The sequence below is a fragment of the Pseudomonas sp. MF6751 genome (assembly GCF_016613265.1).
Classification (GTDB): domain Bacteria; phylum Pseudomonadota; class Gammaproteobacteria; order Pseudomonadales; family Pseudomonadaceae; genus Aquipseudomonas; species Aquipseudomonas fluorescens_BV.
The window spans coordinates 26,600-52,306 of sequence record NZ_JAENSV010000020.1 but is presented as its reverse complement, the minus strand read 5'-3'; the positions used below and the strand labels follow the sequence as shown (position 1 = coordinate 52,306).

Annotated in this window: 23 protein-coding genes; 13 read left to right on the top strand and 10 right to left on the bottom strand. The window is 61.0% G+C overall.

Annotated features, from left to right (window positions below):
- Positions 1-118: 118 nt before the first annotated feature.
- The gene (locus tag JJD66_RS17365) at positions 119-511 is read right to left on the bottom strand and encodes a hypothetical protein (protein ID WP_200648637.1); all 393 of its coding nucleotides are present in this window, start codon (positions 509-511) and stop codon (positions 119-121) included.
- The gene (locus JJD66_RS17360; RefSeq protein ID WP_200648656.1) at positions 508-1,923 is read right to left on the bottom strand and encodes a PAAR domain-containing protein; all 1,416 of its coding nucleotides are present in this window, start codon (positions 1,921-1,923) and stop codon (positions 508-510) included. The genes JJD66_RS17365 and JJD66_RS17360 overlap by 4 nt, the downstream gene beginning before the upstream one ends.
- Before the next feature lie 281 nt (positions 1,924-2,204).
- Between JJD66_RS17360 and xylA the strand changes: the two genes are divergently transcribed.
- The 7 genes from xylA (at position 2,205) to JJD66_RS17325 (ending at position 10,300) form a co-directional block, all read left to right on the top strand.
- Positions 2,205-3,521 (top strand): xylose isomerase, encoded by a 1,317-nt coding sequence (xylA, locus tag JJD66_RS17355; RefSeq protein WP_200648636.1) that lies wholly within the window; start codon positions 2,205-2,207, stop codon positions 3,519-3,521.
- 144 nt (positions 3,522-3,665) lie between these two features.
- Positions 3,666-4,667 (top strand): D-xylose ABC transporter substrate-binding protein, encoded by a 1,002-nt coding sequence (gene xylF, locus JJD66_RS17350; RefSeq protein WP_200648635.1) that lies wholly within the window; start codon positions 3,666-3,668, stop codon positions 4,665-4,667.
- The gene (gene xylG, locus JJD66_RS17345) at positions 4,664-6,217 is read left to right on the top strand and encodes a D-xylose ABC transporter ATP-binding protein (RefSeq protein ID WP_200648634.1); all 1,554 of its coding nucleotides are present in this window, start codon (positions 4,664-4,666) and stop codon (positions 6,215-6,217) included. Before xylF ends, xylG begins: the two co-directional genes overlap by 4 nt.
- Complete coding sequence (locus tag JJD66_RS17340) at positions 6,218-7,354, top strand: sugar ABC transporter permease (protein ID WP_105226491.1); 1,137 nt, start codon at positions 6,218-6,220, stop codon at positions 7,352-7,354.
- 225 nt (positions 7,355-7,579) lie between these two features.
- Positions 7,580-8,527, top strand: coding sequence for an ornithine cyclodeaminase family protein (locus JJD66_RS17335; protein WP_200648633.1), 948 nt, complete (start codon positions 7,580-7,582; stop codon positions 8,525-8,527).
- 13 nt (positions 8,528-8,540) lie between these two features.
- Entirely contained in the window at positions 8,541-9,674 is a 1,134-nt protein-coding gene (locus JJD66_RS17330) for an NAD(P)/FAD-dependent oxidoreductase (RefSeq protein WP_105226489.1), read from the top strand.
- On the top strand, positions 9,674-10,300 hold the full coding sequence (locus JJD66_RS17325) for a helix-turn-helix transcriptional regulator (protein WP_057978045.1): 627 nt from the start codon (positions 9,674-9,676) through the stop codon (positions 10,298-10,300). The genes JJD66_RS17330 and JJD66_RS17325 overlap by 1 nt, the downstream gene beginning before the upstream one ends.
- A gap of 155 nt (positions 10,301-10,455) precedes the next feature.
- Here the strand turns inward: JJD66_RS17325 and JJD66_RS17320 are convergent, their stop codons facing one another.
- Positions 10,456-11,232: an ABC transporter substrate-binding protein gene (locus JJD66_RS17320; RefSeq protein ID WP_200648632.1), complete on the bottom strand. Its 777-nt coding sequence runs from the start codon at positions 11,230-11,232 to the stop codon at positions 10,456-10,458.
- Positions 11,233-11,406: 174 nt separating this feature from the next.
- A complete protein-coding gene (locus JJD66_RS17315) occupies positions 11,407-12,906 on the bottom strand; it encodes a CoA-acylating methylmalonate-semialdehyde dehydrogenase (RefSeq protein ID WP_034127123.1) in 1,500 nt (499 codons plus the stop codon).
- Positions 12,907-13,014: 108 nt separating this feature from the next.
- On the opposite strand from JJD66_RS17315, the gene JJD66_RS17310 reads away from it, so the two are divergent.
- The 4 genes from JJD66_RS17310 to JJD66_RS17295 all read left to right on the top strand — a co-directional run bounded on the left by JJD66_RS17310 (position 13,015) and on the right by JJD66_RS17295 (position 18,166).
- Positions 13,015-13,944, top strand: a complete 930-nt coding sequence (locus JJD66_RS17310) for a LysR family transcriptional regulator (protein WP_200648631.1) — start codon at positions 13,015-13,017, stop codon at positions 13,942-13,944.
- 169 nt (positions 13,945-14,113) lie between these two features.
- On the top strand, positions 14,114-14,572 hold the full coding sequence (locus tag JJD66_RS17305; RefSeq protein WP_200648630.1) for a (2Fe-2S)-binding protein: 459 nt from the start codon (positions 14,114-14,116) through the stop codon (positions 14,570-14,572).
- Positions 14,572-16,809, top strand: coding sequence for a xanthine dehydrogenase family protein molybdopterin-binding subunit (locus tag JJD66_RS17300; RefSeq protein WP_200648629.1), 2,238 nt, complete (start codon positions 14,572-14,574; stop codon positions 16,807-16,809). The genes JJD66_RS17305 and JJD66_RS17300 overlap by 1 nt, the downstream gene beginning before the upstream one ends.
- A 16-nt stretch (positions 16,810-16,825) precedes the next feature.
- Positions 16,826-18,166, top strand: coding sequence for a c-type cytochrome (locus JJD66_RS17295; protein ID WP_200648628.1), 1,341 nt, complete (start codon positions 16,826-16,828; stop codon positions 18,164-18,166).
- Positions 18,167-18,316: 150 nt separating this feature from the next.
- On the opposite strand, the gene JJD66_RS17290 is transcribed toward JJD66_RS17295, so the two are convergent.
- Both JJD66_RS17290 and JJD66_RS17285 read right to left on the bottom strand, forming a co-directional pair.
- The gene (locus tag JJD66_RS17290) at positions 18,317-18,466 is read right to left on the bottom strand and encodes a hypothetical protein (RefSeq protein WP_164919367.1); all 150 of its coding nucleotides are present in this window, start codon (positions 18,464-18,466) and stop codon (positions 18,317-18,319) included.
- Positions 18,467-18,601: 135 nt separating this feature from the next.
- Positions 18,602-19,045: a DUF421 domain-containing protein gene (locus JJD66_RS17285; protein ID WP_198715096.1), complete on the bottom strand. Its 444-nt coding sequence runs from the start codon at positions 19,043-19,045 to the stop codon at positions 18,602-18,604.
- 235 nt (positions 19,046-19,280) lie between these two features.
- Here JJD66_RS17285 and JJD66_RS17280 point away from each other — a divergent pair, with 235 nt between their 5' ends.
- On the top strand, positions 19,281-19,499 hold the full coding sequence (locus JJD66_RS17280) for a hypothetical protein (protein ID WP_072435620.1): 219 nt from the start codon (positions 19,281-19,283) through the stop codon (positions 19,497-19,499).
- Between the two features lie 3 nt (positions 19,500-19,502).
- Here the strand turns inward: JJD66_RS17280 and JJD66_RS17275 are convergent, their stop codons facing one another.
- The gene (locus tag JJD66_RS17275; RefSeq protein ID WP_072435621.1) at positions 19,503-20,342 is read right to left on the bottom strand and encodes a DNA/RNA non-specific endonuclease; all 840 of its coding nucleotides are present in this window, start codon (positions 20,340-20,342) and stop codon (positions 19,503-19,505) included.
- A gap of 232 nt (positions 20,343-20,574) precedes the next feature.
- On the opposite strand from JJD66_RS17275, the gene JJD66_RS17270 reads away from it, so the two are divergent.
- On the top strand, positions 20,575-21,267 hold the full coding sequence (locus JJD66_RS17270; RefSeq protein ID WP_198715093.1) for an alpha/beta hydrolase: 693 nt from the start codon (positions 20,575-20,577) through the stop codon (positions 21,265-21,267).
- Between the two features lie 233 nt (positions 21,268-21,500).
- Here JJD66_RS17270 and JJD66_RS17265 read toward each other — a convergent pair whose 3' ends face one another.
- The 3 genes from JJD66_RS17265 to JJD66_RS17255 form a co-directional block, all read right to left on the bottom strand.
- Positions 21,501-21,947, bottom strand: coding sequence for a hypothetical protein (locus JJD66_RS17265; RefSeq protein ID WP_038449776.1), 447 nt, complete (start codon positions 21,945-21,947; stop codon positions 21,501-21,503).
- Positions 21,948-21,958: 11 nt separating this feature from the next.
- Positions 21,959-22,963: a fimbrial protein gene (locus tag JJD66_RS17260; protein ID WP_232924257.1), complete on the bottom strand. Its 1,005-nt coding sequence runs from the start codon at positions 22,961-22,963 to the stop codon at positions 21,959-21,961.
- 116 nt (positions 22,964-23,079) lie between these two features.
- Positions 23,080-25,677: a fimbria/pilus outer membrane usher protein gene (locus JJD66_RS17255; protein ID WP_081339063.1), complete on the bottom strand. Its 2,598-nt coding sequence runs from the start codon at positions 25,675-25,677 to the stop codon at positions 23,080-23,082.
- Positions 25,678-25,707: the final 30 nt, after the last annotated feature.

The window sequence follows — 25,707 nt, the reverse complement described above, 5'->3', positions numbered from 1 at the left end:
GTCCTGGGGCCGGTCGGTGCAGATTAGGCCTGTGTACTACGGACGCCTAGCTACATTCAAATTGATGTCACATCCTGGGAGCTGTATAGGTATATCGGGCCTCAGGGAGGCCCGTCCGTTACCTAAGTTTCCAAAAAATGATTCCAACTGCCATCCAGATAAGGGCAGTTAAAGCCATCGTAATATTGATGATAAGACGACGTTTCAGGTAGGGCGGAAATTTTTCAAGATCAGCGGGGCTTACATCTCCCAAAACGATATAAGCCTTCGGCCAAACCACCATTCCAGCAATTTTCGACATTTCCAATAGGGACCAAATCAAGCCTCGTTTCCCAAGACTAGGCCCCCAAAGATAAATGTAGCGGCTATTTTTCAACGCTTCCTTAATGGCATCCAAATGGCGGCGGCTCAGGTACAAGCTGTATGCAAGACTCGACGCCGCAAGCAGCATCGGACCACCTGAAATAATCCAGAAAGCCAGCCAGGACTTCCAAAACTCTTCTGCTGTCATGGCAAAGTTTGCTCGTACAAAATTTCTCCACCTATTTCTCCCCCCAAACCGCCGTAAGTTGTACCGACCCATGCGCCAGCGCCCACTATGGCTGCGACACAGATAACACCACCTCCCCCCCCTGTAGCAACACCAATCCCCAGACAAATCGGACCACTAGCAGTACCCGCCGCCCATCCACCCAAACCACCAAAGAAAGTGGACCCAGCGAACTTCCCCGCTTCCGTAAACTTAATCCTCCTGCAAGCCTCCCCGGACTCGCCATTACACACCTGCTCAATAGCCAACAACGAAGACACTCCCCCAAGTCCAATACCGATATAACCCCCTGCCTTCATGTACTTCGTGGCACGGCTGACCGCCTCCACATGAGCGGCATACCCCGGAATCTGCCCCGGCCCACCCGCCTTGTCCCAGTGATGCACCAAGCTGCGGCTGGATATACCCAGGGCCGTTTTCAACTTGGGATGATCGCCCAGGGTGGTCTGCCCGCGCAGACGGGTGGAGTTGAGCAGGTGAGCATCCAACTGGCTCATCAACCGTTGGCGATCAGCGAAGAACTGCGGTGACCTAAGGTGCCCGTGCTGCCGATAGCTGTCCTGATGCAGGCGTTCCATAGCCTGCAGCGTTTCGCGCAGATTGCTCAGGTGCTTTTCCATCACCACCGCACTGACGCCGAGCCAGGTTGAGGTGTGGCCGATGAAACCGGCGATCTCTGCACCGTGGCGATACAGAAAGTCAGCCTCGTCCGGCGTCAGTTCATCCAGTGATGCGCTGACGTGTTGTGCAGCCTGCATCAACTGAGCTTCTTCATACGAGCAGGAGGTGTTTTTCGGATCGCTGAGCACGATCATCGAGCCGGCTTTGACGTGGCCTGTGTTGGGATTCAACGATTGAAACTTGCGCATCACAGCCGGGTCGAGCGTCGGAAAAAGTGTGGCTTCCAGCGCCTCGCGGCTCATGCTTTTGGGCACAATATAAAAACCTGGCTCCTGACCCTGCACACCATTGGATGCCATTGATCCGACATGACCGGACGGCACGAAACCAGATTGACGTAGCGCTACAGTGTTTCGATTTACAGATGATGGGTTTGTTGGAGCTACTCGCAGGTTAATGGGCGGTTCTGCATGTTGGTTTTCATAAGTAGCTGAGTACACCGAAGGTATCAGTTCGGCTTTACAGGGACAGTCGCTGTAACTATCCAAAGTGCCGGCCATAAGCCGACCATGGCTGTTTATGTGGGAAACGCCACCGACGATCTTATAAGCTTGCCCATCCTTGCCGCAGGTGACTCGGTCACCTTCGCACGCATGAAAAAGGCCATGTATGTTGACTCTCTTATCACCGTCCAGCACTTCCCCGCCGCAGGTGGTCTTGTCACCCAGTCCAATGAAATAACCTACGCTCATTTTTTTGCCTCTTATCCATGTTTTTTGGCCGTACTTCCCTGCTCGTCCCGATAAGAAAACTGACGCGTAACGCCTTCCGAGGTAAACGAGCAAGTGGCACACCAAACCTTGAAGAGGCATATCCCCACCGTAAAGTCAGACGTTTCTCTAAATCCTGTACTCCCTCAGCCGTTCTCAGCCCTTCACTCAAAATCGCACTCCCCTTTGGTGATTTTCATAATCAGCCGCCCAGGTGCCATTGCTAGTATCCAGACACCGCCCAGAACAATAAGGAAAACCCCATGCCGTACTTCCCCGGTGTCGAGAAGGTGCGCTTCGAAGGCCCTGCCAGCACCTCTGCCCTCGCCTTTCGTCACTACGACGCCAACAAACTGATCCTCGGCAAACCCATGCGCGAGCACCTGCGCATGGCGGCCTGTTACTGGCATACCTTTGTGTGGCCGGGGGCGGATATGTTTGGGATGGGGACGTTCAAACGCCCTTGGCAACGCAGTGGCGATCCGCTGGAGGTGGCCATCGGCAAGGCCGAGGCGGCGTTTGAGTTTTTTTCCAAGCTGGGCATCGACTACTACAGCTTTCACGACACCGATGTGGCGCCCGAAGGCAGCACGCTCAAGGAGTACCGCAACCACTTTGCGCAGATGATCGACCACCTGGAGCGCCATCAGGAACAGACCGGCATCAAGCTGCTGTGGGGCACCGCCAATTGCTTCAGCAACCCGCGTTTCGCCGCCGGGGCCGCGAGCAACCCAGACCCAGAGGTATTCGCCTTCGCCGCCGCCCAGGTGTTCAGTGCAATGAATGCCACGCTACGGCTCAAGGGCGCCAACTACGTGCTGTGGGGTGGCCGTGAAGGGTATGAAACCCTGCTCAACACCGACCTCAAGCGCGAGCGCGAACAGCTCGGGCGTTTTATGCGCATGGTGGTTGAACACAAGCACAAGATCGGCTTCAAGGGTGACCTGCTGATCGAGCCCAAGCCCCAGGAGCCGACCAAACACCAATACGATTACGACAGCGCCACCGTGTTCGGCTTCCTGCATGAGTACGGCCTGGAACACGAGATCAAAGTGAACATCGAGGCCAACCACGCGACGCTGGCCGGGCACAGCTTTCATCATGAGATCGCCACCGCCGTGTCGTTGGGGATCTTCGGCAGTATCGACGCCAACCGCGGCGACCCGCAGAACGGCTGGGACACCGACCAGTTCCCCAACAGTGTCGAGGAGATGACCCTGGCCACCTATGAAATCCTCAAGGACGGCGGGTTCAAGAACGGCGGCTATAACTTCGATTCCAAGGTGCGCCGCCAGAGCCTCGACGAGGAGGACCTGTTCCATGGGCATGTCGCCGCCATGGATGTGCTGGCCCTGGCGTTGGAGCGTGCGGCGGCGATGGTGCAGGACGACCGCTTGCAGCAGTTCAAGGACCAACGCTATGCCGGCTGGCAGCAGCCGTTGGGCCAGGCGGTGTTGGCCGGTGAGTTCAGCCTGGAGTCATTGGCTGAACATGCCTTTGCCAACGAGCTCAACCCACAGGCGGTGAGCGGGCGCCAGGAGATGCTTGAAGGCGTGGTGAATCGGTTTATCTACACCTGACTGTGGCCAGAGATTGCTCCCGCTGGCGCGCGAAGCGGCCCCAAAAAATGGGAGTGCTGCGCACTCCAGCGGGAGCAAGCTCCCTCGCCACAAAGAGGATCTTCACCTAGTGTCTTTCCAACAACAATAAAAGGACGCACCACCATGAAGTCATTCAAACCTGCCCTGCTCGCCGCAGCCCTGGCGCTGCTCGCCCTGCCGGTGATGGCCGATCCTGCGCACCCGAAAATCGGTTTTTCCATCGACGACCTGCGCCTGGAGCGCTGGTCCCGCGACCGTGATTACTTTGTCGCCGCCGCGGAAAAGCTCGACGCCAAGGTCTTCGTGCAGTCTGCCGATGCCAACGAACAGAAGCAGATTGCCCAGATCGAAAACCTCATCTCCCGGGGCGTCGATGTGATCGTGATTGTGCCGTTCAACGCCACGGTGCTGACCAACGCGGTGGCCGAAGCCAAGAAGGCCGGGATCAAGGTGGTGTCCTATGATCGCCTGATCCTCAACGCCGACATCGACGCCTACATTTCCTTCGATAATGAAAAAGTCGGCGAAATGCAGGCCAGCGGCGTGTTGCAAGCGGCGCCCAAGGGCAATTACTTCCTGCTCGGCGGCGCACCGACGGACAACAACGCCAAGGTGCTGCGCGAAGGCCAGATGAAGGTACTGCAACCAGCCATCGACAAAGGCGATATCAAGATCGTCGGCCAGCAATGGGTCAAGGAATGGAACCCCACCGAAGCCTTGAGCATTGTCGAAAACGCCCTGACCCGTAACGACAACAAGATCGACGCTATTGTCGCCTCCAACGACGCCACCGCCGGCGGTGCAATCCAGGCCCTGGCTGCGCAGAAGCTGGCGGGCAAGGTGCCGATCTCCGGCCAGGACGCTGACCTTGCGGCGATCAAGCGCGTGATCGATGGCACCCAGACCATGACCGTGTACAAACCGCTCAAGCTGATCGCCACCGAAGCGGCCAGGCTTTCGGTGCAACTGGCACGCAGCGAACAGCCGACCTACAGCTCGCAATACGACAATGGCAGCAAGAAGGTCGACACCATTCTGCTTACGCCGACGCCGTTGACCAAAGCCAACATCGACCTGTTGGAAAAGGACGGTTTCTACACCAAAGAGCAGATCGCCGGGCAATGACCGTGGCCGCCGATTACCTGCTGCAAATGAACGGCATCGTCAAAAGCTTTGGCGGTGTCAACGCCCTCAACGGTATCGATATCAAGGTCAAGCCTGGGGAATGCGTGGGCCTGTGCGGTGAAAATGGTGCGGGGAAATCCACCTTGATGAAGGTGCTATCGGCGGTGTACCCGCACGGCACCTGGGCGGGGGAAATCCTCTGGGATGGGCAGCCGCTCAAGGCCCAGTCCATCCGCGAAACCGAGGCCGCCGGCATTGTCATCATTCACCAGGAACTGACCCTGGTGCCCGACCTGTCGGTGGCCGAGAACATTTTCATGGGCCACGAACTGACCCTGCCCGGTGGGCGGATGAACTACCCGGCGATGCTGCACCGCGCCGAAGTCTTGATGCGTGAACTCAAGGTGCCAGACATGAATGTGGCGCTGCCGGTGTCGCAGTACGGCGGCGGCTACCAGCAACTGGTGGAGATCGCCAAGGCCTTGAACAAACAGGCGCGCCTGTTGATTCTTGACGAGCCTTCCTCGGCCCTGACCCGTGGCGAAATCGAGGTGTTGCTGGACATTATCAAGGGCCTGAAGGCCAAGGGCGTGGCCTGCGTGTATATCTCCCACAAGCTCGATGAAGTGGCAGCAGTGTGCGACACCATTGCGGTGATTCGCGACGGCAAGCACATCGCAACCACTGCCATGGCAGACATGGACATCCCCCGGATCATCACGCAGATGGTCGGCCGCGAAATGAGCAACCTCTACCCCACCGAGCCCCATGAAGTGGGCGAGGTGATCTTCGAAGCGCGTAACGTCACCTGCTACGACGTCGACAACCCCAAGCGCAAGCGCGTCGACGACATCTCCTTCGTGCTCAGGCGCGGTGAAATCCTTGGCATCGCCGGCTTGGTGGGCGCCGGGCGCACGGAGTTGGTGTCGGCGCTGTTCGGCGCTTACCCCGGCCGCTATAGCGCCGAAGTATGGCTGGACGGCCAGGTGATCGATACGCGCACGCCGCTCAAGTCGATCCGCGCCGGGCTGTGCATGGTCCCAGAAGACCGCAAGCGCCAAGGCATCATCCCCGACCTGGGGGTAGGCCAGAACATTACCCTGGCGGTGCTCGACACCTACGCGCACATGACCCGCATCGACGCTGAGGCCGAACTGGGCAGCATCGACCAGCAGATCGCCCGCATGCACCTCAAGACCGCCAGCCCGTCGCTGCCGATCACCAGCCTCTCAGGCGGCAACCAACAAAAGGCCGTGCTGGCGAAAATGCTGATGACCCAGCCCAAGGTGCTGATCCTCGACGAACCCACACGCGGGGTGGACGTGGGCGCCAAGTACGAGATCTACAAACTGATGGGCGCTCTGGCGGCCGAAGGCGTGTCGATCATCATGGTCTCCTCGGAACTGGCCGAAGTGCTCGGCGTGTCCAACCGCGTGCTGGTGATTGGCGACGGCCAGTTGCGGGGGGATTTCATCAATGACGGGCTCACCCAGGAACAGGTACTCGCCGCCGCGCTCAGCCATAACCCTAATGATCGGAAGACCGCGTAGATGAACCAGGTCAAACATCTTTTCACCCGCTACAAAATGCTCGCGCTGGTGATCGCCGTCGCGTTCATCTGGTTGTTTTTCAGTTGGCAGACCGAGGGCGGTTTTCTCACCCCGCGCAACCTCTCCAACCTGCTGCGGCAGATGTCGATCACCGGGATATTGGCGTGCGGCATGGTGCTGGTGATTATCAGCGGCGAGATCGACTTGTCGGTGGGCTCGTTGCTCGGGCTGTTGGGCGGGCTGGCGGCGATTCTGGATGTGGTCTATCACGTGCCGCTATTGGCCAACCTGAGTCTGGTGGCGCTGTGCGGCTTGATGATCGGCCTGGCCAACGGCTACATGACCGCTTACCTGCGCATCCCCTCGTTCATCGTCGGCCTGGGCGGGATGTTGGCGTTTCGCGGGATTCTGCTGGGGGTTACCGGCGGCACCACCATTGCGCCGGTGTCGCCGTCGCTGGTGTATGTGGGCCAGGGGTATTTGCCCCACAGTGTGGGCGCTGGGCTTGGCGTACTGCTGTTCGCACTGACGCTGTTCCTGACCTGGAAGCAGCGGCGCAACCGCGCACTGCATGGCTTGGCCGCGCACGCTTTGGTGCGCGACGTGTTACGCGTGGTATTGATCGGCGCGGTGCTCGCCGGGTTCGTCACCACCCTCAACAGCTACGACGGTATCCCCGTGCCGGTTCTGCTGTTGCTGGTGCTGCTCGGCGTATTCAGCTACGTCACCAGCCAGACCGTATTCGGCCGCCGCGTGTATGCGGTAGGCAGCAATATGGAAGCCACACGCCTATCCGGCATCAACGTGCAAGCGGTGAAACTGTGGATCTTCGGCATCATGGGGGTGATGTGCGCGCTGGCCGGCCTGGTCAACACCGCCCGCCTTGCTGCGGGTTCACCCTCGGCGGGCAACATGGGTGAACTCGATGCCATCGCGGCCTGTTTTATCGGCGGCACGTCGATGCGCGGCGGCTCGGGCACCGTCTATGGCGCGTTGCTTGGCGCGTTGGTGATTACAAGTTTGGACAACGGCATGTCGATGCTCGATGTGGACAGCTACTGGCAGATGATTGTGAAGGGCAGCATTCTGGTGCTGGCGGTGTGGGTGGATGTGAGTACGCGCTCGGGCAGGCGATAACTCGTCCGCCAGAACACCACCGATCACCTGTGGGAGCTGGCTTGCCTGCGATAGCGGCGGGTCAGCCACCTGATGGACCGACTGACACAACGCTATCGCAGGCAAGCCAGCTCCCACATTTGATCTTCATGGCTCCCCCCCACATTGATCTCATTTTTCCCTCAGGTTATTGCGGATAAAAACTAAAAGTCCATAATGGACAAATTAGTTTATCCGGAGAACCCCATGTCCACGACGCCCCTCGTCATCGACCAGGCCCAGGCCCGTACCTTATTGGCTCAAGTCGATGTACCCGCGATCCTGCGCAAACTGTTCCGCGACCTCGCCGCAGGGCAAGCGGTGCAGCCGGCGCAACAGCTGGTGGAATTTCCCCAAGGCGCCGGGGATTTCATCAACTACCTGGGCGTACTGGCCGGAGACGGCGTGTACGGGGTCAAGACCTCCCCCTATATCGTGCGTGATCAGGGCCCCCTGGTGACGGCCTGGACCCTGTTGATGTCGATGCACAGCGGCCAGCCGTTGCTGTTGTGCGATGCCGCTGAATTGACCACCGCACGCACTGCCGCCACGACGGCGTTGGCGGTGGATGCGCTGGCACCGGCGGCGGCGCAACGCCTGGCGATCATCGGCAGCGGCAAGATCGCCCAGGCGCACCTGCGTTATGTGCAGAACCTGCGCGACTGGCAGCAAATCCGCCTGTACTCGCCAAGCCTGGGCAGCGCCAGCGCCGAAACGCGTGCGCAGTTGGCCGGCCTGGACCCACGCCTGAGCCTCGTCGCAAGTTGTGACGCCGCCCTGGAAGACGCGGATGTGATCCTGCTGTGCACTTCGTCCGCCGGCCCGGTCATCGACCCCTCGCGCCTGAGCAAGCCCGCGCTGATCACCTCCATCAGTACCAACGCACCGCGTGCCCATGAAGTGCCGCCGCACTGCCTCAACCAGATGCACGTATTCTGCGACTACCGCCAGACCACCCCAGGTTCAGCCGGTGAGATGCTGATCGCCAGCGAGCAGCACGGCTGGGACAAACGCACAATTGTCGGGGACCTGCCCGAGTTGTTCAGCGACATGGCCCAGCGCCCCGACTACGATCGTCACGTCTTTTTCCGCTCCATCGGCCTGGGCCTGGAAGACATCGCCCTAGCCAATGCCCTGTACCAACGGCAGCGCTAATCAGGAGATTGTTATGCATCAGGCAGACTTCATCATCATCGGCGGCGGCATTGCCGGCGCGTCCACCGGGTTCTGGTTGTCGCAGCACGGCAAGGTCCTGGTGCTGGAGCGTGAAAACCATCCGGCCTATCACTCCACCGGGCGTTCGGCAGCGCTCTACACCGCCGCGTACGGCACCCCGCAAGTACGCGCGCTGACCTTGGCCAGCCGGGCCTTCTTCGACCAGCCACCTGCAGGCTTTTGCGAACACCCCCTGCTGACGCCCCGGGGCGAAATGACCGTGGATTTCAACGGCGACCCGGCCGAACTCGACAGCCAGTACCTGAGCGCCAAGGCCACCGTAGAGCAGGTACAGCGCCTGACGGTCGATGAAGCCTGTGCACGCTTGCCGATCCTGCGCCGTGAAAAAGTCCACGGGGCAATCTACGACCCTACCGCCTGCGACATCGACACCGACGCCCTGCATCAAGGCTACCTGCGCGGTATCCGCCGCAACCAGGGCGAAGTGCGCACCGACAGCCATGTGCTGGGCTTGAGCCGCGACGCCGACGGCCTGTGGCAGGTGCGCACCCAGGATGCGACCTTCACCGCGCCGGTCATCATCAACGCCGCCGGTGCCTGGGCCGACCATATCGGCGGGCTGGCGGGCGCGGCGTCCATCGGCTTGCAGCCCAAGCGCCGCTCGGCCTTCGTCTTCGCTGGCCCCGAGGGCATGGACAGCCACGACTGGCCGATGCTGGTGGCCCTCGACGAAGCGTTCTACATGAAACCGGATGCCGGCATGTTCCTCGGCTCGCCGGCCAACGCCGACCCGGTAGAACCCCAGGACGTGCAACCCGAAGAGCTGGATATTGCCATGGGCATTTACCAGATCGAGGAAGCCACCACCCTGACCATCCGCCGGCCGACGCGGACCTGGGCCGGGCTGCGCAGTTTTGTGCAGGACGGTGATTTGCTGTCGGGCTTTGACCCGCAAGTACCGGGGCTGTTTTGGGTGGCAGCGCAAGGCGGCTATGGTATCCAGACCTCACCCGCCATGGGCCAGGCAAGCGCCGCCCTGGTGCGCGGTGAACCGCTGCCGGAGGCACTGACCCGGTTCGGCCTGGACGCTGGTATGCTCTCCCCGGTCCGCCTGGAGCCCCATTGATGAACACCGCTGAACAAGACAAGGTCATGCAGAACTTCCGCGCGATTGCCGATGCAATCGCCACGTTGTTCTTTCCCCATGCAGAAGTGGTGCTGCATGACCTGCGCACGCAAACCGTGGATTACATCGCCAATAACCTGTCCAAACGCAGCCTGGGTGACGACTCGTCCCTGGAGGACATGCTCGACGGCGACGTCAGCGAGGTGAATATCGGCCCTTACGAAAAGCTCAACTGGGACGGCCAGAAAATCCGCAGCCTGAGTACCGTGCTGCACGACCACAAAGGTCACCGGCTGGCTGTGTTGTGCATCAACCTGAATATTTCAATGTTCGAAACGGCCAAGGCGGCGCTGGATTTATTCCTGTCGCCAAGCAAGCTGATCGCACAGCCGGACGCGCTGTTTCGCGATGACTGGCAGGAACGCATCAACACCTTCCTGCATGCCTGGCTGCGCGAGCGGCAGTTAAGCCTGAACCTGTTGACCCGCGACCACAAACGCGAACTGGTGCTGGCGCTGCATGCTGAGGGAGCCTTCAAGGGCAAGAGCGCCTCCAACTATGTGGCCAATGTGCTGGGCATGGGGCGGGCGACGGTCTACAAGCATTTGAAGGAATTGAAGGCTTGAACCCTTTCTGACCACAGCGCCGATCCCCTGTGGGAGCTGTCGAGCTTTAGCGAGGCTGCGAAGGGGCCGGCAAGGTCAACATTTTCATCGCCTGACCCACCGCTTTCGCAGCCTCGCTAAAGCTCGACAGCTCCCACATTGACCGCGTCTTTGCGTCAGTCGCCGTAGATATCGGCCTTGAAGTACTGCTGTGAAATCTTCTGGTATTCGCCGCTGGCGCGAATGCCGTCGATGGCCGCATTCAATTCGCTGACCAACTCGCCATTGCCCTTGCGTACTGCGATGCCGGCCCCCTCACCCACGTATTTCGGGTCTTTGAGCTCCGGGCCGACAAAGGCATAACCCTGCCCGCGCGGCATCGACAGGAAGTCGCTCAGGGGAATGGTGTCGGCAAAGATCGCATCCAGGCGCCCCGCTGCCAGGTCCATGTAGATTTCTTCGTTATTGCTGTAGCGCTTGACGTTGATGCCCTTGGGCTCGAACACCTCGGTGGCATACCGGTCGGTAGTCGTGGCGCGCTGTACACCGACGTTCTTGCCCTTGAGGCTGGCGTACTGGTCATCCACCACGGCGCCGTCCTTCATCACCAGACGCGACGAGGTGAAGTAGTACTTGTGGGTGAAATCCACCGACTTCTTGCGGTCTTCGTTGATGGTCATGGACGACAACGCCATGTCGATCTTCTTGACCTTGAGGGACGGAATCAGCCCGTCAAACTCACCTTCTACCCACACGCATTTGACCTTCATTTGCGCACACAGGGCGTTGCCAATGTCGTAGTCGAAACCCACGATCTTACCGTCACCGGTTTTGGAGGCGAACGGTGGGTAAGCGGCCTCAATGCCAATGCGCAGGGTTTTCTCGGCGGCCAGCAGGTGGCTGGCGGCAAACAGGCTCAGGGCCAGGGCGGGAAGGAGATGGCGTTTCTTCATGGAGGGGTTCTCGCAAGTTGTTGTTGGTTTGGCAAGAGTGAAGAAAAACGTGCAGCGGCTATTTTGTACTTATAATTCCATACTGGACTTTTATGTGTTTGCCCGTCAACAGGCAAAAAAAATGTGGGAGGGCTTGAGCCTTCCCACATCAGATCCTGCAGCACAGCTTGAACGTTACTTGGACACCGGCATCGCAAACTCCGCGCCCTGCTCGATGCTCTCCGACCAGCGCTGCATGATCGACTTCTGCTTGGTGTAAAAACGTACACCCTCGGTGCCGTAGGCATGCATGTCGCCGAACAGGCTCTTCTTCCAGCCACCAAACCCGTGCCAGGCCATGGGCACCGGGATCGGCACGTTGATACCGACCATGCCCACTTCGATGCGCCGAGCAAACTCACGAGCAATGTTGCCATCGCGGGTGAAACAGCTGACGCCGTTGCCGAACTCGTGATCGTTGACCAGCTTCACTGCCTCGGCAAAATCGTTGACCCGTACACAGGCCAGCACCGGACCGAAGATCTCTTCGCGGTAGATGCTCATGTCCTGGGTCACGTGGTCGAACAAGGTCGCGCCGAGCCAGAAGCCGTTTTCCAGGCCGGGCTCGGTAGGCACGTAGTCACGGCCATCGAGCAGCAACTGCGCGCCGGCTTGTACCCCCTGCTCAATGTAGCCACTGATGCGTTCCAGCGCGGCCCGCGACACGATCGGGCCCATCTCGGCTTTGAGATCACGACCATCGGTGATGCGCAGCAATTTGGCGCGTTCGGTCAAGGCGGCGATGACTTTGTCACCCACGTCGCCTACCAGCACCGCCACCGAGATCGCCATGCAGCGCTCGCCGGCACTGCCGTAGGCGGCGCCCATCAGCGCGTCCACAGTGCGTTCGATATCGGCGTCGGGCATCACCACCATATGGTTTTTCGCCCCGCCCAGGCCTTGCACGCGCTTGCCGTTGCGGGCGCCGCTCTCGTAGATGTACTGGGCAATCGGCGTGGAGCCGACAAAGCTCACGGCCTTGACGTCCGGGTGTTCGATCAGCGCGTCCACCGACTCTTTATCCCCCTGCACCACGTTGAACACGCCTTTAGGCAGGCCGGCTTCATGCAGCAACTCGGCCATGAACAGCGACGCGCTTGGGTCAGTCGGGCTGGGCTTGAGGATAAAGGTGTTACCCGCCGCAATGGCGATGGGGTACATCCACATCGGTACCATCACCGGGAAGTTGAACGGCGTCACGCCGGCGACTACGCCCAACGGCTGGCGCATCGTCCAGTTGTCCATGCCACGGGATACCTGGTCGGAGTGTTCGCCCTTGAGCAGGTTGGGAATGCCGCAGGCAAATTCGAGAATGTCGATGCCACGGTCGACTTCGCCCTGGGCATCGGTGAACACCTTGCCGTGCTCGGCGACGATGATGCGCGCCAGGTCGTCCTTGCGTTCGCGCAGCAGATGCAGGTACTCGAACAACACGCGGGCGCGACGGATCGGCGGGGTGTCGGCCCAACCGGCAAACGCGGCCTGGGCGGCGGCGACGGCTTCGGCCACGGTCTGGCGGCTGGCCAGGGCCACACGCGCGGTGACTTCACCGGTGGCCGGGTTGTAGACGTCCTGATAACGGTCATCGCGGCTGACGCGCTGGTCGTTGATGTAGTGCTCGATGGTTGCAGTCATGGCAGTCGATCCAGGTGGGTAGCGTTGGTCCACACGATAGGCTTTCGCTTTGTTCCGAACCAGAGCAGAATCCAGAACTTATTGTCCTTATATGCGAACAATACACCCATGGAAAAGGCTGAGATCGAAGGGCTGTGGACCCACATTCACTGGCTGTCAGTGCTGGAGGAACAAGGCACCTACACCGCCGCCGCCGCGCGCCTGGGGGTGAGCAAGTCAGCGGTGAGCCAGCGCATTTCCGACCTGGAAAAGGCCACCGGCACCCGGCTGGTGACGCGCACCACCCGTAGCGTGCGGCTGACCGATGCAGGGCTGTCACTGACTCGCGAAGTACGCAGCGCCTACGCGCAGATCGCCCGCAGTTTTTCCTCGGTGCGCGACTCGGTCGGGGAAATACGCGGGCTGGTGCGCCTGACCGCCCCCGTGGCCTTCGCCCGGCAACAACTGGTGCCGCACCTGTCTGGCTTTTTGCAGCAGTACCCACAGGTGCGTATTCAACTGGACGTCTCCGATGCCTTGAGCTCACTGGCCGCCGAGGGTTACGACCTGGCGGTGCGCCACGGCTTCCAGGTGCCCGAAACCCATGTGGCGTGGAAGCTGTGCGACACCACCTCGGTACTGGTCGCCACCCATGATTACCTGCAACACCACGGTGAACCCCGCGAGCCGGGCGACCTGTCGGCCCACAACTGCCTGTTTTACCCACGCGGCACCGACCAACCCGCCTGGACCTTCGAGCGCGGCAGCCAACCCCTCGAGCGCCTCACCGTGCCCATCGCCGGCAGCTTCGCCACCAATAACAGCGAAGCCTTGCGCGACGCCGCACTCAACCACCTGGGCATCGCCCTGCTCCCGGACTTCAGCGCCCAGGCGGCGCTGGCCGCTGGCAAAGTGGTGCAGGTCTTAAAGGACTGGACACTCAAAGGCGCATTTGCCGATGAGATCTACTTGATACGGCCTTACTCACCCCATGTGCCCAAGTCGGTGAGTGCGTTGGTAGGCTACTTGAAAGAGAAGCTGTCGGGCGGGTTCCAATAGGTGCGAGCGCCTAATCCTGTCAAATACTTGCCTGATCCTCTGAACTTGAGGGCAATCGGATAGATAGCCCTTGCGCGTTGGTCTAGAGTTCGACGATGGGCGACCTGTAGTCGCACCACTCCTATAAGAACTCTGCAGTACCAACCGATGATCAGCAGGTGAGCCAGCCATGGAATTACGTATTAACCAAAAGGCCTATCAAGTCGAGGCCGAGGCAGACACGCCGTTGTTGTGGGTGATCCGCGACAACCTGGGCCTGACCGGCACCAAGTACGGCTGTGGCCTGGCCCAGTGCGGCGCCTGTTCGGTGCTAGTGGACGGCAATGTGGTGCGCTCGTGCGTGACGCCGGTAGCCGGGGTGGTCGGTCGCGAGATCACCACCATCGAAGCCATCGAGGCCGATGAGGTGGGCAAACGCGTCGTCTCGGCCTGGGTCGAACATCAAGTAGCTCAATGCGGTTACTGCCAGTCCGGGCAGGTGATGGCGGCCACCGCGCTGCTCAAGCACACCCCCGCGCCGACCAAGACGCAGATCGACGCGGCGATGGTCAACCTCTGCCGTTGCGGCACCTACTACGCGATCCATGCCGCCATGGATGCCTTGGCCGCCGGGAAGGAGACCGCCTGATGAACACCACCGAGATCATTCCCGGCGTTACCCTGGGCGAACCGATCAACCTGTCCCGTCGCCGCTTCCTGGCCAGCACTGCCGTGGGCGCGCTGGTGATCGGTTTCGGCTTGCCGCTGGGCACCTCCCGCGTGCAAGCCGCGACCGGCGCCGCCGCTGAACGCGGCACTCAAGTGCCCGCCTTCCTGGAGATTCGCCCCGACGGCAGCGTGCGCCTGCTCAGCCCCTTCATGGAAGGCGGCCAAGGCACCCACACCGCCATGGCGCAGATCGTCGGTGAAGAATTGGATGCCGACCCGGCCACGTTCATCGTCGAAGCGGCCCCGCCCGGCGAAGCCTACGTGGTGATGGAAAATGGCATGCGCATCACCGGCGGCAGCATGTCGGTGCGCATGAGCTACCCGACCATGCGGCGCCTCGGTGCCCTCGCCCGCGCGATGCTGATGCAAGCCGGCGCCGAGCAACTGCGCGTACCGCTCAGCGAGCTGACCACCCAACCCGGTCGCGTGGTGCACGCCGCTTCCGGTCGCTCACTGGGCTACGGCGAATTGGCAGGTGCCGCCCTGGATATGCCGGTGCCCGACCCGGCCAGCATTACCCTGCGCGACCCGAGCCAGTTCCGCTGGATCGGCAAGCCGGTCAAGCGCCTGGATGCCTATGACAAATCCACCGGCAAGGCGCAGTACACCATCGACCTGAAAATCGACGGCATGCTCCATGCCGCCGTTCAGCATGCGCCACGCCTGGGCATGACCGTGGGCAGCCTGCGCAACCAGGCGCAGGTGCAAGCCATGAAAGGCGTGCATTCGGTTCACACCCTGCCCGGCGCCGTAGCTGTGGTAGCTGAACGTTGGTGGCATGCCAAGCGGGCCGTCGAAGCCATCCAGGTCGAATGGCTTGAAGCCGCCGCCGACTCCACCGTGCGGGCGATGCCAGCGGATTTCTCCAGCGACAAGTACCGCGACTTCCTCGCCGCCCAGCAAGGCCCGGCCCGCGATGACGAAAACGAAGGCGATGTGGCCGGCGCACTGGCCAGCGCCAAGACCCGCGTCGACGCCACCTACCACAACCAGTACCTCAACCATGCCCAGCTAGAGCCGCCGTCTGCCCTGGCACGCTTTAACCCCGACGGCACGCTGGAGGTGTGGCTGCCTAACCAGGCGCCGGATATGTTCCGTGCCGACATTGCCAAGCGCACCGGCCTGAGCATTGAGCAAATCACCCTGCACTCGCCGCTGCTGGGCGGTTTTTTCGGCCGGCATTTCCTGTATGACTCGGCAAATCCTTACCCGCAAGCCATCGCGCTGGCCAAGGCGGTGGGCCGGCCAATCAAGCTGATCTGGAGCCGTGAAGAAGAATTTGTGCGCGATGTATTGCGCCCGGTCGCCGTGGTCAAGTTCCGCGCTGCGCTGGATGACAAAGGCCTGCCTGTGGCCATCGAAGCGGTCAGCGCCACCGAAGGCCCCACAGAAGCCCTCAGTGGCAAACAAGGCGATCAGATCGACCCAACTGCCCTGGAAGGCTTGTCGGGCAAGAGTTATGCGATCCCCAACAAACGCATCGCGCAGATCTACGTCAAAGGCCCGGCCATGCTCGGTTACTGGCGTTCGGTGGGCAACTCGCTCAATGACTTTTTCTACGAGTCGTTCCTGGATGAGCTGGCGGACAAAGGCGGCCACGACCCTTACGAGCTGCGCCTGCACCTGCTGCGCGACAACCCGCGGCTGACTACCTTGTTGCAAGCGGTGGGCGAATTGTCGGGGGGCTGGAAGCGCGGCCCTTATACCGCAGAGGACGGCACACGCCGTGCTCGCGGCGTGGCCATGGCTTCGCCCTTTGGCTCTCACGCGGCGGTAGTCGCCGAAGTGTCGATCGAGAACGGCCAGGTCAAGGTCCACCATATCTGGGAGGCCATCGACCCGGGCAGCATCGTCAACCCGGCCATCATTCAAGCACAGGTCAGCGGCGCGGTAGCCTTGGGGCTGTCGCAAACGTTGCTGGAGGAAGCGGTGTACGTGGACGGTATGCCACGGGCGCGTAACTACGACCTTTATCCGATCCTGCCGCCCTCGCGTATGGCGCAGGTCCACGTGAAGATCGTCGAGAGCGGCGAAAAGATGGGTGGCATCGGTGAACCGCCATTGCCCGCCGTGGCACCGGCGGTGGTCAATGCGGTGGCACAGTTGACTGGCCAGCGCATCCGCAGCTTACCGTTGAGCCGCCACACCTTCAGCTAACCGACAGGGAACACCCATGAATAACCGCCGATTCGCAAGAACCGCAGGGTGGCTGGTGCTGCCCTGCGTGGTCGCCGCCGGCCTGCTCGCCTGGTACGTCACCCGCGAGCCTGCCTCGCCTTTTGAACAGCAACAGGCCACGAGTTTCGACCCCGCCTTGGTCAGCCGCGGTGAATACGTCGCGCGCGTGAGTGACTGCGTGGCCTGCCATAGCCTGGCCGGCAAGCAGCCATTCGCTGGTGGCCTGGAAATGGCCACACCGCTGGGAGCGATCCACGCCACCAACATCACCCCCGACCGCGAGCATGGCATCGGCACCTATAGCCTGGCCGACTTCGACCGCGCCGTACGCCACGGCGTAGCACCGGGTGGGCGACGACTCTACCCGGCCATGCCCTACCCGTCTTATGTGAAGCTCAGCGACGACGACATCCAGGCGCTGTACGCGTTTTTCATGAAAGGCGTGCAACCGGCCAACCAGCCTAATATCCCCAGCGACATCCCCTGGCCGCTCAATCTGCGTTGGCCCATCGCCCTGTGGAACGGTGTGTTTGCACCGACCGCGACCTATGCCGCCAAGCCCGGCCAGGACGCACTGTGGAACCGGGGCGCCTATATCGTCCAAGGCCCCGGCCACTGCGGCAGTTGCCACACGCCACGGGGGCTGGCGTTCAACGAGAAAGCCCTGGACGAATCTGGCGCGCCATTCCTGGCCGGTGCCCTGCTCGACGGCTGGTACGCCCCCAGCTTGCGCCAGGACCACAACACCGGCCTGGGGCGCTGGAGTGAGGAACAGATCGTGCAGTTCCTCAAGACCGGTCGCAACCAGCATGCCGTGGTCTATGGCTCGATGACCGAAGCCTTCAACAACTCCACGCAGTTCATGCAGGACGATGACCTGGCCGCGATCGCTCGCTACCTCAAGTCACTGCCCGGCGACCCCCAGCGTGACGGCAGCCCCTGGCAGTATCAGGCGGCAACAGCACGCCAGGATGCCCCCGGCGCCCACACGTACGCGACCCGCTGCGCCTCCTGCCATGGGCTCGACGGCAAAGGCCAGCCCGACTGGATGCCGCCTCTGGCCGGCGCTACCTCGGCCCTGGCCAAGGAAGATGCGTCCGCGATCAACATCACCCTCAACGGCTCACAACGCGTGGTCACCGCAGGCCTGCCGGACGCCTACCGCATGCCGGCGTTCCGTGAGCAATTGTCCGACTCGGAAATCGCCGACGTGCTGAGCTACGTGCGCGGTACCTGGGGCAACCACGGCGGCGCGGTCGATGCGAAGGCCGTGGGCAAGTTGCGCGGGCATACCGACCCGGCGAGCAGTAGCCCGATCATCCTGCATATGCGTTGATCGGTCGCGATCAACTGTGGGAGCTGGCTTGCCTGCGAATGCATCGACTCGGTTTACCTGATGAACCGAGGCGTTTGCATCGCAGGCAAGCCAGCTCCCACAGTTGGGCGATGAGCATTCAGGTAGATAAGCGTCGGCTGCAAGGCCGCGCTATTTATTTTCGTCCGCCTTGCCTTCCTGCATCTGCACCGACGACTGGGTGCCACTGTTGTTGTCTTTAGTGGCGTTGTCGGCGTTGTCAAAACAGCCGTGCAGCATGAACGCGCTGCACAGGCCCAGGCACATATAAAGCTTCTTCATGAAGGTTCACCTGCTGGCGAGTGATTGATATCCGCGTGACGACAGCAACATTCGTCCGCCCATGATCTATCTGTCTGGTAGAGAGGCGCGTGCGTTCAAAAAACAGACCCTTGGCTGACGAATGGGGGCCGCGTGTCAATCAAACGGGATCACCGAGATCTTGCCGTTGCGCTCAAGAATCGCGAAGCGGATCTGCTTGAGCTCGACAAGCCCTTGGGTGGACCGGGCCGCCTCAAGAATGTCACCCTCGTCCAGCCGCGCATGCTTGAGGCGTTTGTGCAGCACCTGGCCTTGCTCGACCAGCACCGTCGGCCCGCCATCGAGCACCCGCGCGAACCAGGCTGAACGCTGCTTGACCAGCGAGAAGCCAATGTCGATGGCAATCAGGGTGGCGATGACCAGCACGGCGTTGGTCATCGAGAAATCTTCGCCCAGCAACGCCTGCTGGGTGGCTTCGCCGATGACCATCAACAAAACCAGGTCAAAGGTGGTGAGCTCGGCCAGCGTGCGCCTGCCGGCAACTTTGAACAGCACCAGCAGCACCAGGTAAATCGCCACAGCCCGCAGTACAGAGTCCATGGTTGCCCCTCGGATCATTGAATGGGAAACGACCGATTCATACGGATTAGGTGACCACCGCGCCGCTCAGGTTCATTCTTTCGACACTTCGCGGCCACCATCTAAAAAGATGATGGTTTCGGCGCAACTGAAGCGTTGAAGTGATCGAAATTTCGGCAGCAACCCAGTTGATACCGGGGTGTTTGAAGCGGGTCACAGCTCTATATCGATCACGCTGAAGAAGGAAACCCCTGTCATGAACGACTCACAACGCGCCTGGGAACTGGCCATGGTGCTGATTGCCAATGGCCGCATCCCCTTCGACCCCGCCAACCCGAGTGGGTCGGTGAAAATCCTTTCCAAGCATCTGCAAGTGCTCGAAGAAGCACTGCGTGAACAGGCCACAGACGTCGCCACGCATGAGCGCCTGGGCAAGAACAACAGCCGCAGGCCCTCGTTGGTGTGTGCCGACTAGGCGTCAGGCTTTGGTTCGGTTACAGCCGATCCGACTCGGCAACTGGCCCTGCCTGGCCTTCAGCGTGGCTTGCATCGCTTGCGGCAAGGTGCTCCAGAACGTCAGCCCCGAGCGCTCCTCGATGTGATCCACAGTGACCTGGTAATCACAAAAATCTGCGCCCTTGGGGGTTTCCTGGTTCATCACGAATGAGGCGTACAGGCCCGTTTCCGGCGAACTGCCGACCACAATGATTTTCCAATAGCCACTGGGGATGGTGTGCACTTTGTTCGTGCCCGGCAACGAGCCGACAAAATGCTCATACAGCGGCCCGGTGGCCACATACACCTGATCGACGCCTGGTTCCTTGCTGAGGTTGCGCTCCTGGTCTTCCAGGCGCGCCCAGGGCCCCTGGTTGAGCTCGGCCTTTTGCGGGGTGATGTTCGACAAGTAGTTGAGCGTTTGCCAATCGGCCACCCCGGCCATCGAAGCCAGGTTGGCCTGATGCCCACGGTCGATTTTGAGCGCGACGTTGGCGCCGTTGTAATCCACCGGGTCCAGGGTTTCCCCGGCTGGAATATCCGGGTCGGTGCGCCAGTCGCGGGAGCGCCCGCTGGCGGCAGTGGTCTTAGTGATCTTGTAGGAGACCCAGTTGGCAAACTTGGTCGAGCCGTTGTTGTTCAACGTGTAGGCCTGGCGGTTCAACGTCACCGGGCTGCCACCGGTGGGGCAACCAACCGCACAGTTATCGAACGACAAAGGTGGCGCAGGGAGGACGGCGGACTGACGCGAGGGTGTGGTACAGGCGGCCATCAATGGGATCAACGAAAACGCCAGGTACTTGAACGATGTGCTTCCTTGCATGGTGTTACTCCTTGGGATGAATTTCTTGAAAGATCAAAATGGCCTCGGCTGATGCGCTTCCTGCGCAAGCCGAGATGACCATTGAATCACATAAACATTTCTAAACAACGACAGCAATCAGGCCGACGAACGTACCCCCCGCGCGCGCCATCGCACCCATAACTGTGTTATCCATAACGCCGCCCTTTGGCGGGCGATAGCATCACCTCATCAACGCACAAGGAACTTACACATGAGTGGGAAACCGGCAATTGTCTTGGTCCATGGTTTTTGGGGCGGTGCGGCGCACTGGAACCGGGTGATTATCGAGCTGCACAAAAAGGGCTATACCGATTTGCATGCGGTGGAGATGCCGCTGACCTCGCTGGCCGACGATGCCGAGCGTACCCGCAAGATGGTTGCGCCAATCAAAGGCCCGGTGTTGTTGGTGGGGCATTCCTATGGCGGCGCCGTCATCACTCAGGCGGGTAATGAACCGAATGTCGCAGGCCTGGTGTACATCGCGGCATTCGCCCCGGATGACGGCGAAAGCCCAGGCGGCATCACCCAGGAACATCTGCCAGAAGCCGCCCCCAACCTGGCGCCTGATAGCGACGGTTATCTGTGGGTCAAGCCTGAACAGTTCCACGACAGCTTCTGCCAGGACCTGCCCCAGCAAGAAGGTCAAGTCATGGGCGTCACCCAAAAGGCTCCGCTAGCGAGCACCTTTGGCGATGTGATCAGCAACCCGGCGTGGAAGAACAAACCGTCCTGGTACCAGATTTCGAGCCAGGACCGCATGATCCATCCCGATAACCAGGTGCGCATGGCCAAACGCCTAGGCACCCGGGAAACCATCACCCTGGATGCCAGCCACGCCTCCCTGGCGTCCAGGCCGGTAGAGGTCGCTGCGTTTATCGATAGGGCGGCGCGTTCGTTGTCGTGATGGTGTGATCAGACATGGCTGTCCCCAATGGCGCGTTCAGCGTTGCGTCCAATTGAACGCGCCGTATCCCTTTCCCACAACATTGCCGGTCACCCTTCTGAGCACTCTCAACACTGGGTTTCAGTTGCGTATATGAAGACACTCTGGCGGCGCTGTTTGTCGCACCAGAGCATCAACAAAAAGCACAGCTTTATCGTACTCAGAGAGCATCGGGACGAACACACAGGTCACCTTCAAAAAGTGATGTGCTTAGCGCCCGATGGCTTATTTGACCCATTGCCCTGATTATCCCAACCAGCCTTGCCATCAACCTTTCTCATAAACGCCTCCAGCGCTTGCAGATCAGGCAACGGCGCCGTGCTGGTCAGCACGTTGGGCGCATGGCACCACGCAAGCGCGGGCGAAGCGCGTTCGCTCTGGCCATAGATCAACACATGACGAATCTGTGGGTTGTCCCTGATGAACCAGAGCAAATCGAATTTGACGCTGTGCGCCAGGGCGGCATTGATGATCAGCACATCCAGCGGCGTATCGCCGAAATCCACTGCACTCAATACTTCATCCAGCCGGTGTATCGGCGCGATGCGGTAATAGCCCAGCTGGTTCAACGCCCGTTCGATTTTCAAGCGGTAGAAATGCTGCCCATCGGCAATCAGAATGCGTAGCGCTTTATTGGTCATGTTCCCACCGCTCACTGATAAATGATCGAGAAGGTTGCCGACGCATTCGCCGGCCCCGGCGTGACCTTGGCCCCGGTTTGCAGGTAGCGCGCTCGCAGTGGGATGGCATAACTGCTTTCGGTGCTCCTGAGGGTCAGGCCCGTGTTTTGGTTGCTTGCCAGCGGCAGGGCAACGCCGTTACTGGTGGCGACCTGAATGCCGACGCCAGTCGCAGCAGGCGCGTTGCCGGCGGTGCTCGGGTCGAGGCTCAGGATGCCGTTGCTTGCATTGATGGCAGTCCGAGCCGGGTCGATGCGGTATTGCAGTGTGTTGTTGACGCGGGTTCCGCTGGTGCCGGTGCCTGAGGGTGAGTTACCACCTTGCGAAATCCAGCCGGGCCCCGCGGCGGAGAATATGCCGTTGAACGCCGGGCAGTCATTTAGCGCAATGGAGAAGTCCGTCCAGCCGGTGGAACTGTTGAGGCCAGTGAATTTGTTGACCAGGTGGGTGCCCATCGGTACCGAGACATCCGGTGTGCTGCAGGTGCGCGAGACAATCTGGATGCTCCCGGAAATGCCCATCCTGAAGCCGCTCATTCTGGCGTCGCCGAAATTGCCGAACAGGCTCACGATCGGCAATGTACTGCCCACCAGCACACCTGGCGTTACCTCGCCGATCTTAATCAAGATCAGTTCAAAGTTCGAAGGCCCGTCAAAAGGCACGATGCATCTGAAACCCGCCGAACACGAGGTCCATGCCTTGGCGCTTTGCCTGGGCAGCAGGCCACCGTTGCTGTTGAAAGCAACGCCCAATCCGGGGATGCTGGTTCTGTAGACTTTATTGGCATAGGTGCCACTGGTTACATTGGCCAGAGCCTGGCTGGATTCAACGATAAGGTCGGTCCACTGCTGAAACGGCGCGACAAGGCACTCCAACTTCACCGCCTGACCTGAGGCCATGCTGAACTTTTGACGGTAGACCTCAGTGCCCACCGGCACATCCCGCCCGACGGTGATCGCCGAGATCTGCAACGGCATTGAGCCCACGGCAGGCCGGGTACCGTCCATATAGGAACAGGTGACTGCCATGGCCGTGCCGGCCGACGCCCACAAGGCCAAGCCCAGCCCCCCCAGTTTGATCAAAGAGCCGATGTTCATAACGCTACCTTTTGCTGGGTGTTGGGCCGCACGCTGTCAGCGACCTGTTTGCCGGCCGCACACACGGCGTCTACTTGTTGCAGCTGTTGCCCATCGCCGGGGCCCGGCGGGATCGTCAGGGCGCACTGCTGCTGCGCCTGGCTGCCCCAGTTGACCAGCAAACGGCGCGTTTCGGGTTTGATCCGCGCATACAGTTGACCGCCCTGCCCGACCACGCCCACGGTGGCACCCTCGCCATCGGTCACGCCCGCGCCGAACGGCAGGCTGCTGCCGTCGTCCAGGCGCACATTGAGCAGCACCGCGCGGCCCTGGTTGGTGGCGTATTTGAGGTGCACAACGGCACCGGCACGCGGCGCGGTCTGTTGGCTGGTTTCACTTAGCTCTACGTCCAGGGAGCTGCCGATCGGGTCGATCGCCACCTCGTTCAATTCGTACGGGCGCAGGTAGGGCACCACGGCGTTGCCGCTGCCGTCGAGCCTCAGGCCCGGGTAGCCGGAGACCTTCGCGCCCTCGGCGCCTGGGGCGCTGACCACGGCCATGGTTTCACCGCGATAAGGCGTCATGGTCACCCCGTCGACATGGGCTACCACCGTGCCGCTGGCGCCCACCGACGCGCTGGTATAGCCATCGCCCCGGCCCAGGGCGGCACTGAGCATGGCGCGGGCGCCGGTATACTGGCCGTTGAGGGCTGCGCTCTTGGTATTGCTGCCACCGTCATGGCCGAAGGTGGCGCCGTAGCCGTACTGGCGGTCCTCGCCGGCGGTGCCGCTGATACCCGCCTGCTCGCTGTAATGGCCTCGGGGGTCCCGGCCCAGCTGTGCCGTCACTTGCGGCCCATAGCCCGGGCCGCCGAATTCCAGGGGCATGCTCATGGTCAGCAGAAAACTGTTTTCCATATCGCCCAGGCCCATCCGGCTGCGGTTAGCGTTCAGGCTGAAACTCACCCGGTTGAACTGCTTGCTGTAGCTGAACTGGTACTGCACGTCGCTGCCCTGCTGGTTCCAGTAGTTCTGGGCATAGCCGCTGATCGACACCTGACCCCAGGGCCCGAAGCTTTGGTCGGCGGTGACTGACAAGCGGCTGCGCGGGCGGCCGAACTCGCTGGTGTCCCAACCGTTTTTCTCGGCATCGAGCAGCTGCACGGCATTGCTGAAGTCCAGGTAGTCACGGGTAGAAAAACGATAGGCCGCTACCGAAAAGTTACTGCCGGTACTGAGGATGTTCTTGCTGTAGGACAGGCGCATGCTCTGCCCCTTCGCCCGGCCGGCAGCCAGATCGGTCTGGGCGTGCGTCACGTCCACCGCCATCGCGCCAATCGGCGTGCCGAACGCTACGCCTGTGAGGATGGCCGCGTAGTCATCGCTTGATTGCACACCGCCAAACCCGGTGAAGGTGTTGTTCAGACCATATTGCAGCGTGCCTTGCAAAAGGCGCGTCTGCTCGTCAACGAAGTTGTTGCGGGTTTCCCCGGCGGTGACACTGAAACGCGAGGTGCCAGGGCGCAGCAACTGGCTGACCGAGGCGTAGGGCACGATAAAGTTTTGTTCGGTACCGTCCGCCTCGGCCACGCTCACGTTGAGGTCGCCTCCGTAGCCGGTGGAGTACAGGTCGTCGATGACGAAGGCGCCGGGGGCGACCGTGGTTTCCAGCAGCACGTTGCCGGCCTGGCGAATGGTGACACGCGCATTGGTGCGGGCGATGCCACGGATAACCGGCGCATATCCGCGCATGGAGTCGGGCAACATGCGGTCATCACTGGCCAACTGTACGCCGCGATAAGACAAGGTGTCGAAGATCTCACCGCTGGTGTTGGACTCACCTACAGTCAGCTGGCTTTTCAGCGCAGTGATATCGCGTTGCGCGTAGCTGTCCAACGCCTGGTACTGGCTACCGTTGCGCGATTGCCAGCTCATCGAGGCATTGTGACGCAAGCGCCAGTCGCCCAGATTGAGGCCTGCATTGAGCCCCAGGAACGCCGAGTCATTGGTGCCGCTGCGGGTGCGGTTGCGATTGGCATTGAAGTTATAACTGAGCATCCCTGCAGTGACGCCACGGTCCCACAGTTCAGGGCTGACATAGCCACGCGAGTTACGCTTCAAGGCCGCCTGAGGGATGCTGAGGTCAAGTGCCTGGTTCTCCGGGGAGAAGTTCGCACTGGCGCCCTGAATCAAACTGCCCAACGCCGTGCAGCCTGGACCCTCAAGCGCCAGGCTGGCTTCGGGTGACAGTTTGGCGATGTTCACGCCCTGGCGCTCAAGCAGGCCATGATCCATGCACACCACCGGCTTGCTGCCGTCGGGCTGAGCCTCGATACGAATGTCCTGGCGACTGTTCAACTGGCCGTTGAGCATAACGTCCGCACGGTACTGCCCCGGGGTCACCGGGTTGCCGGCCTGGTATTTGCCGAGGTCAAGATTGCGTGAGTCTTCCGGCAGGAATGCATCGTTGAACTGCACCTCTTGCGCCAACGCGGCGTGGCCCCCCCAGGCGCATGGCGCGGCGGCCAATACCTTGAGTATCAAGCGGGTGAGCGGATTCAGGGCGAAGCGAGGCTGCGCCCCCAGGGGCGGCCTGGAGCGGGAAGAGGTCTGCATAAATGACTCGCGGGTAAAGACGTCAGGAAT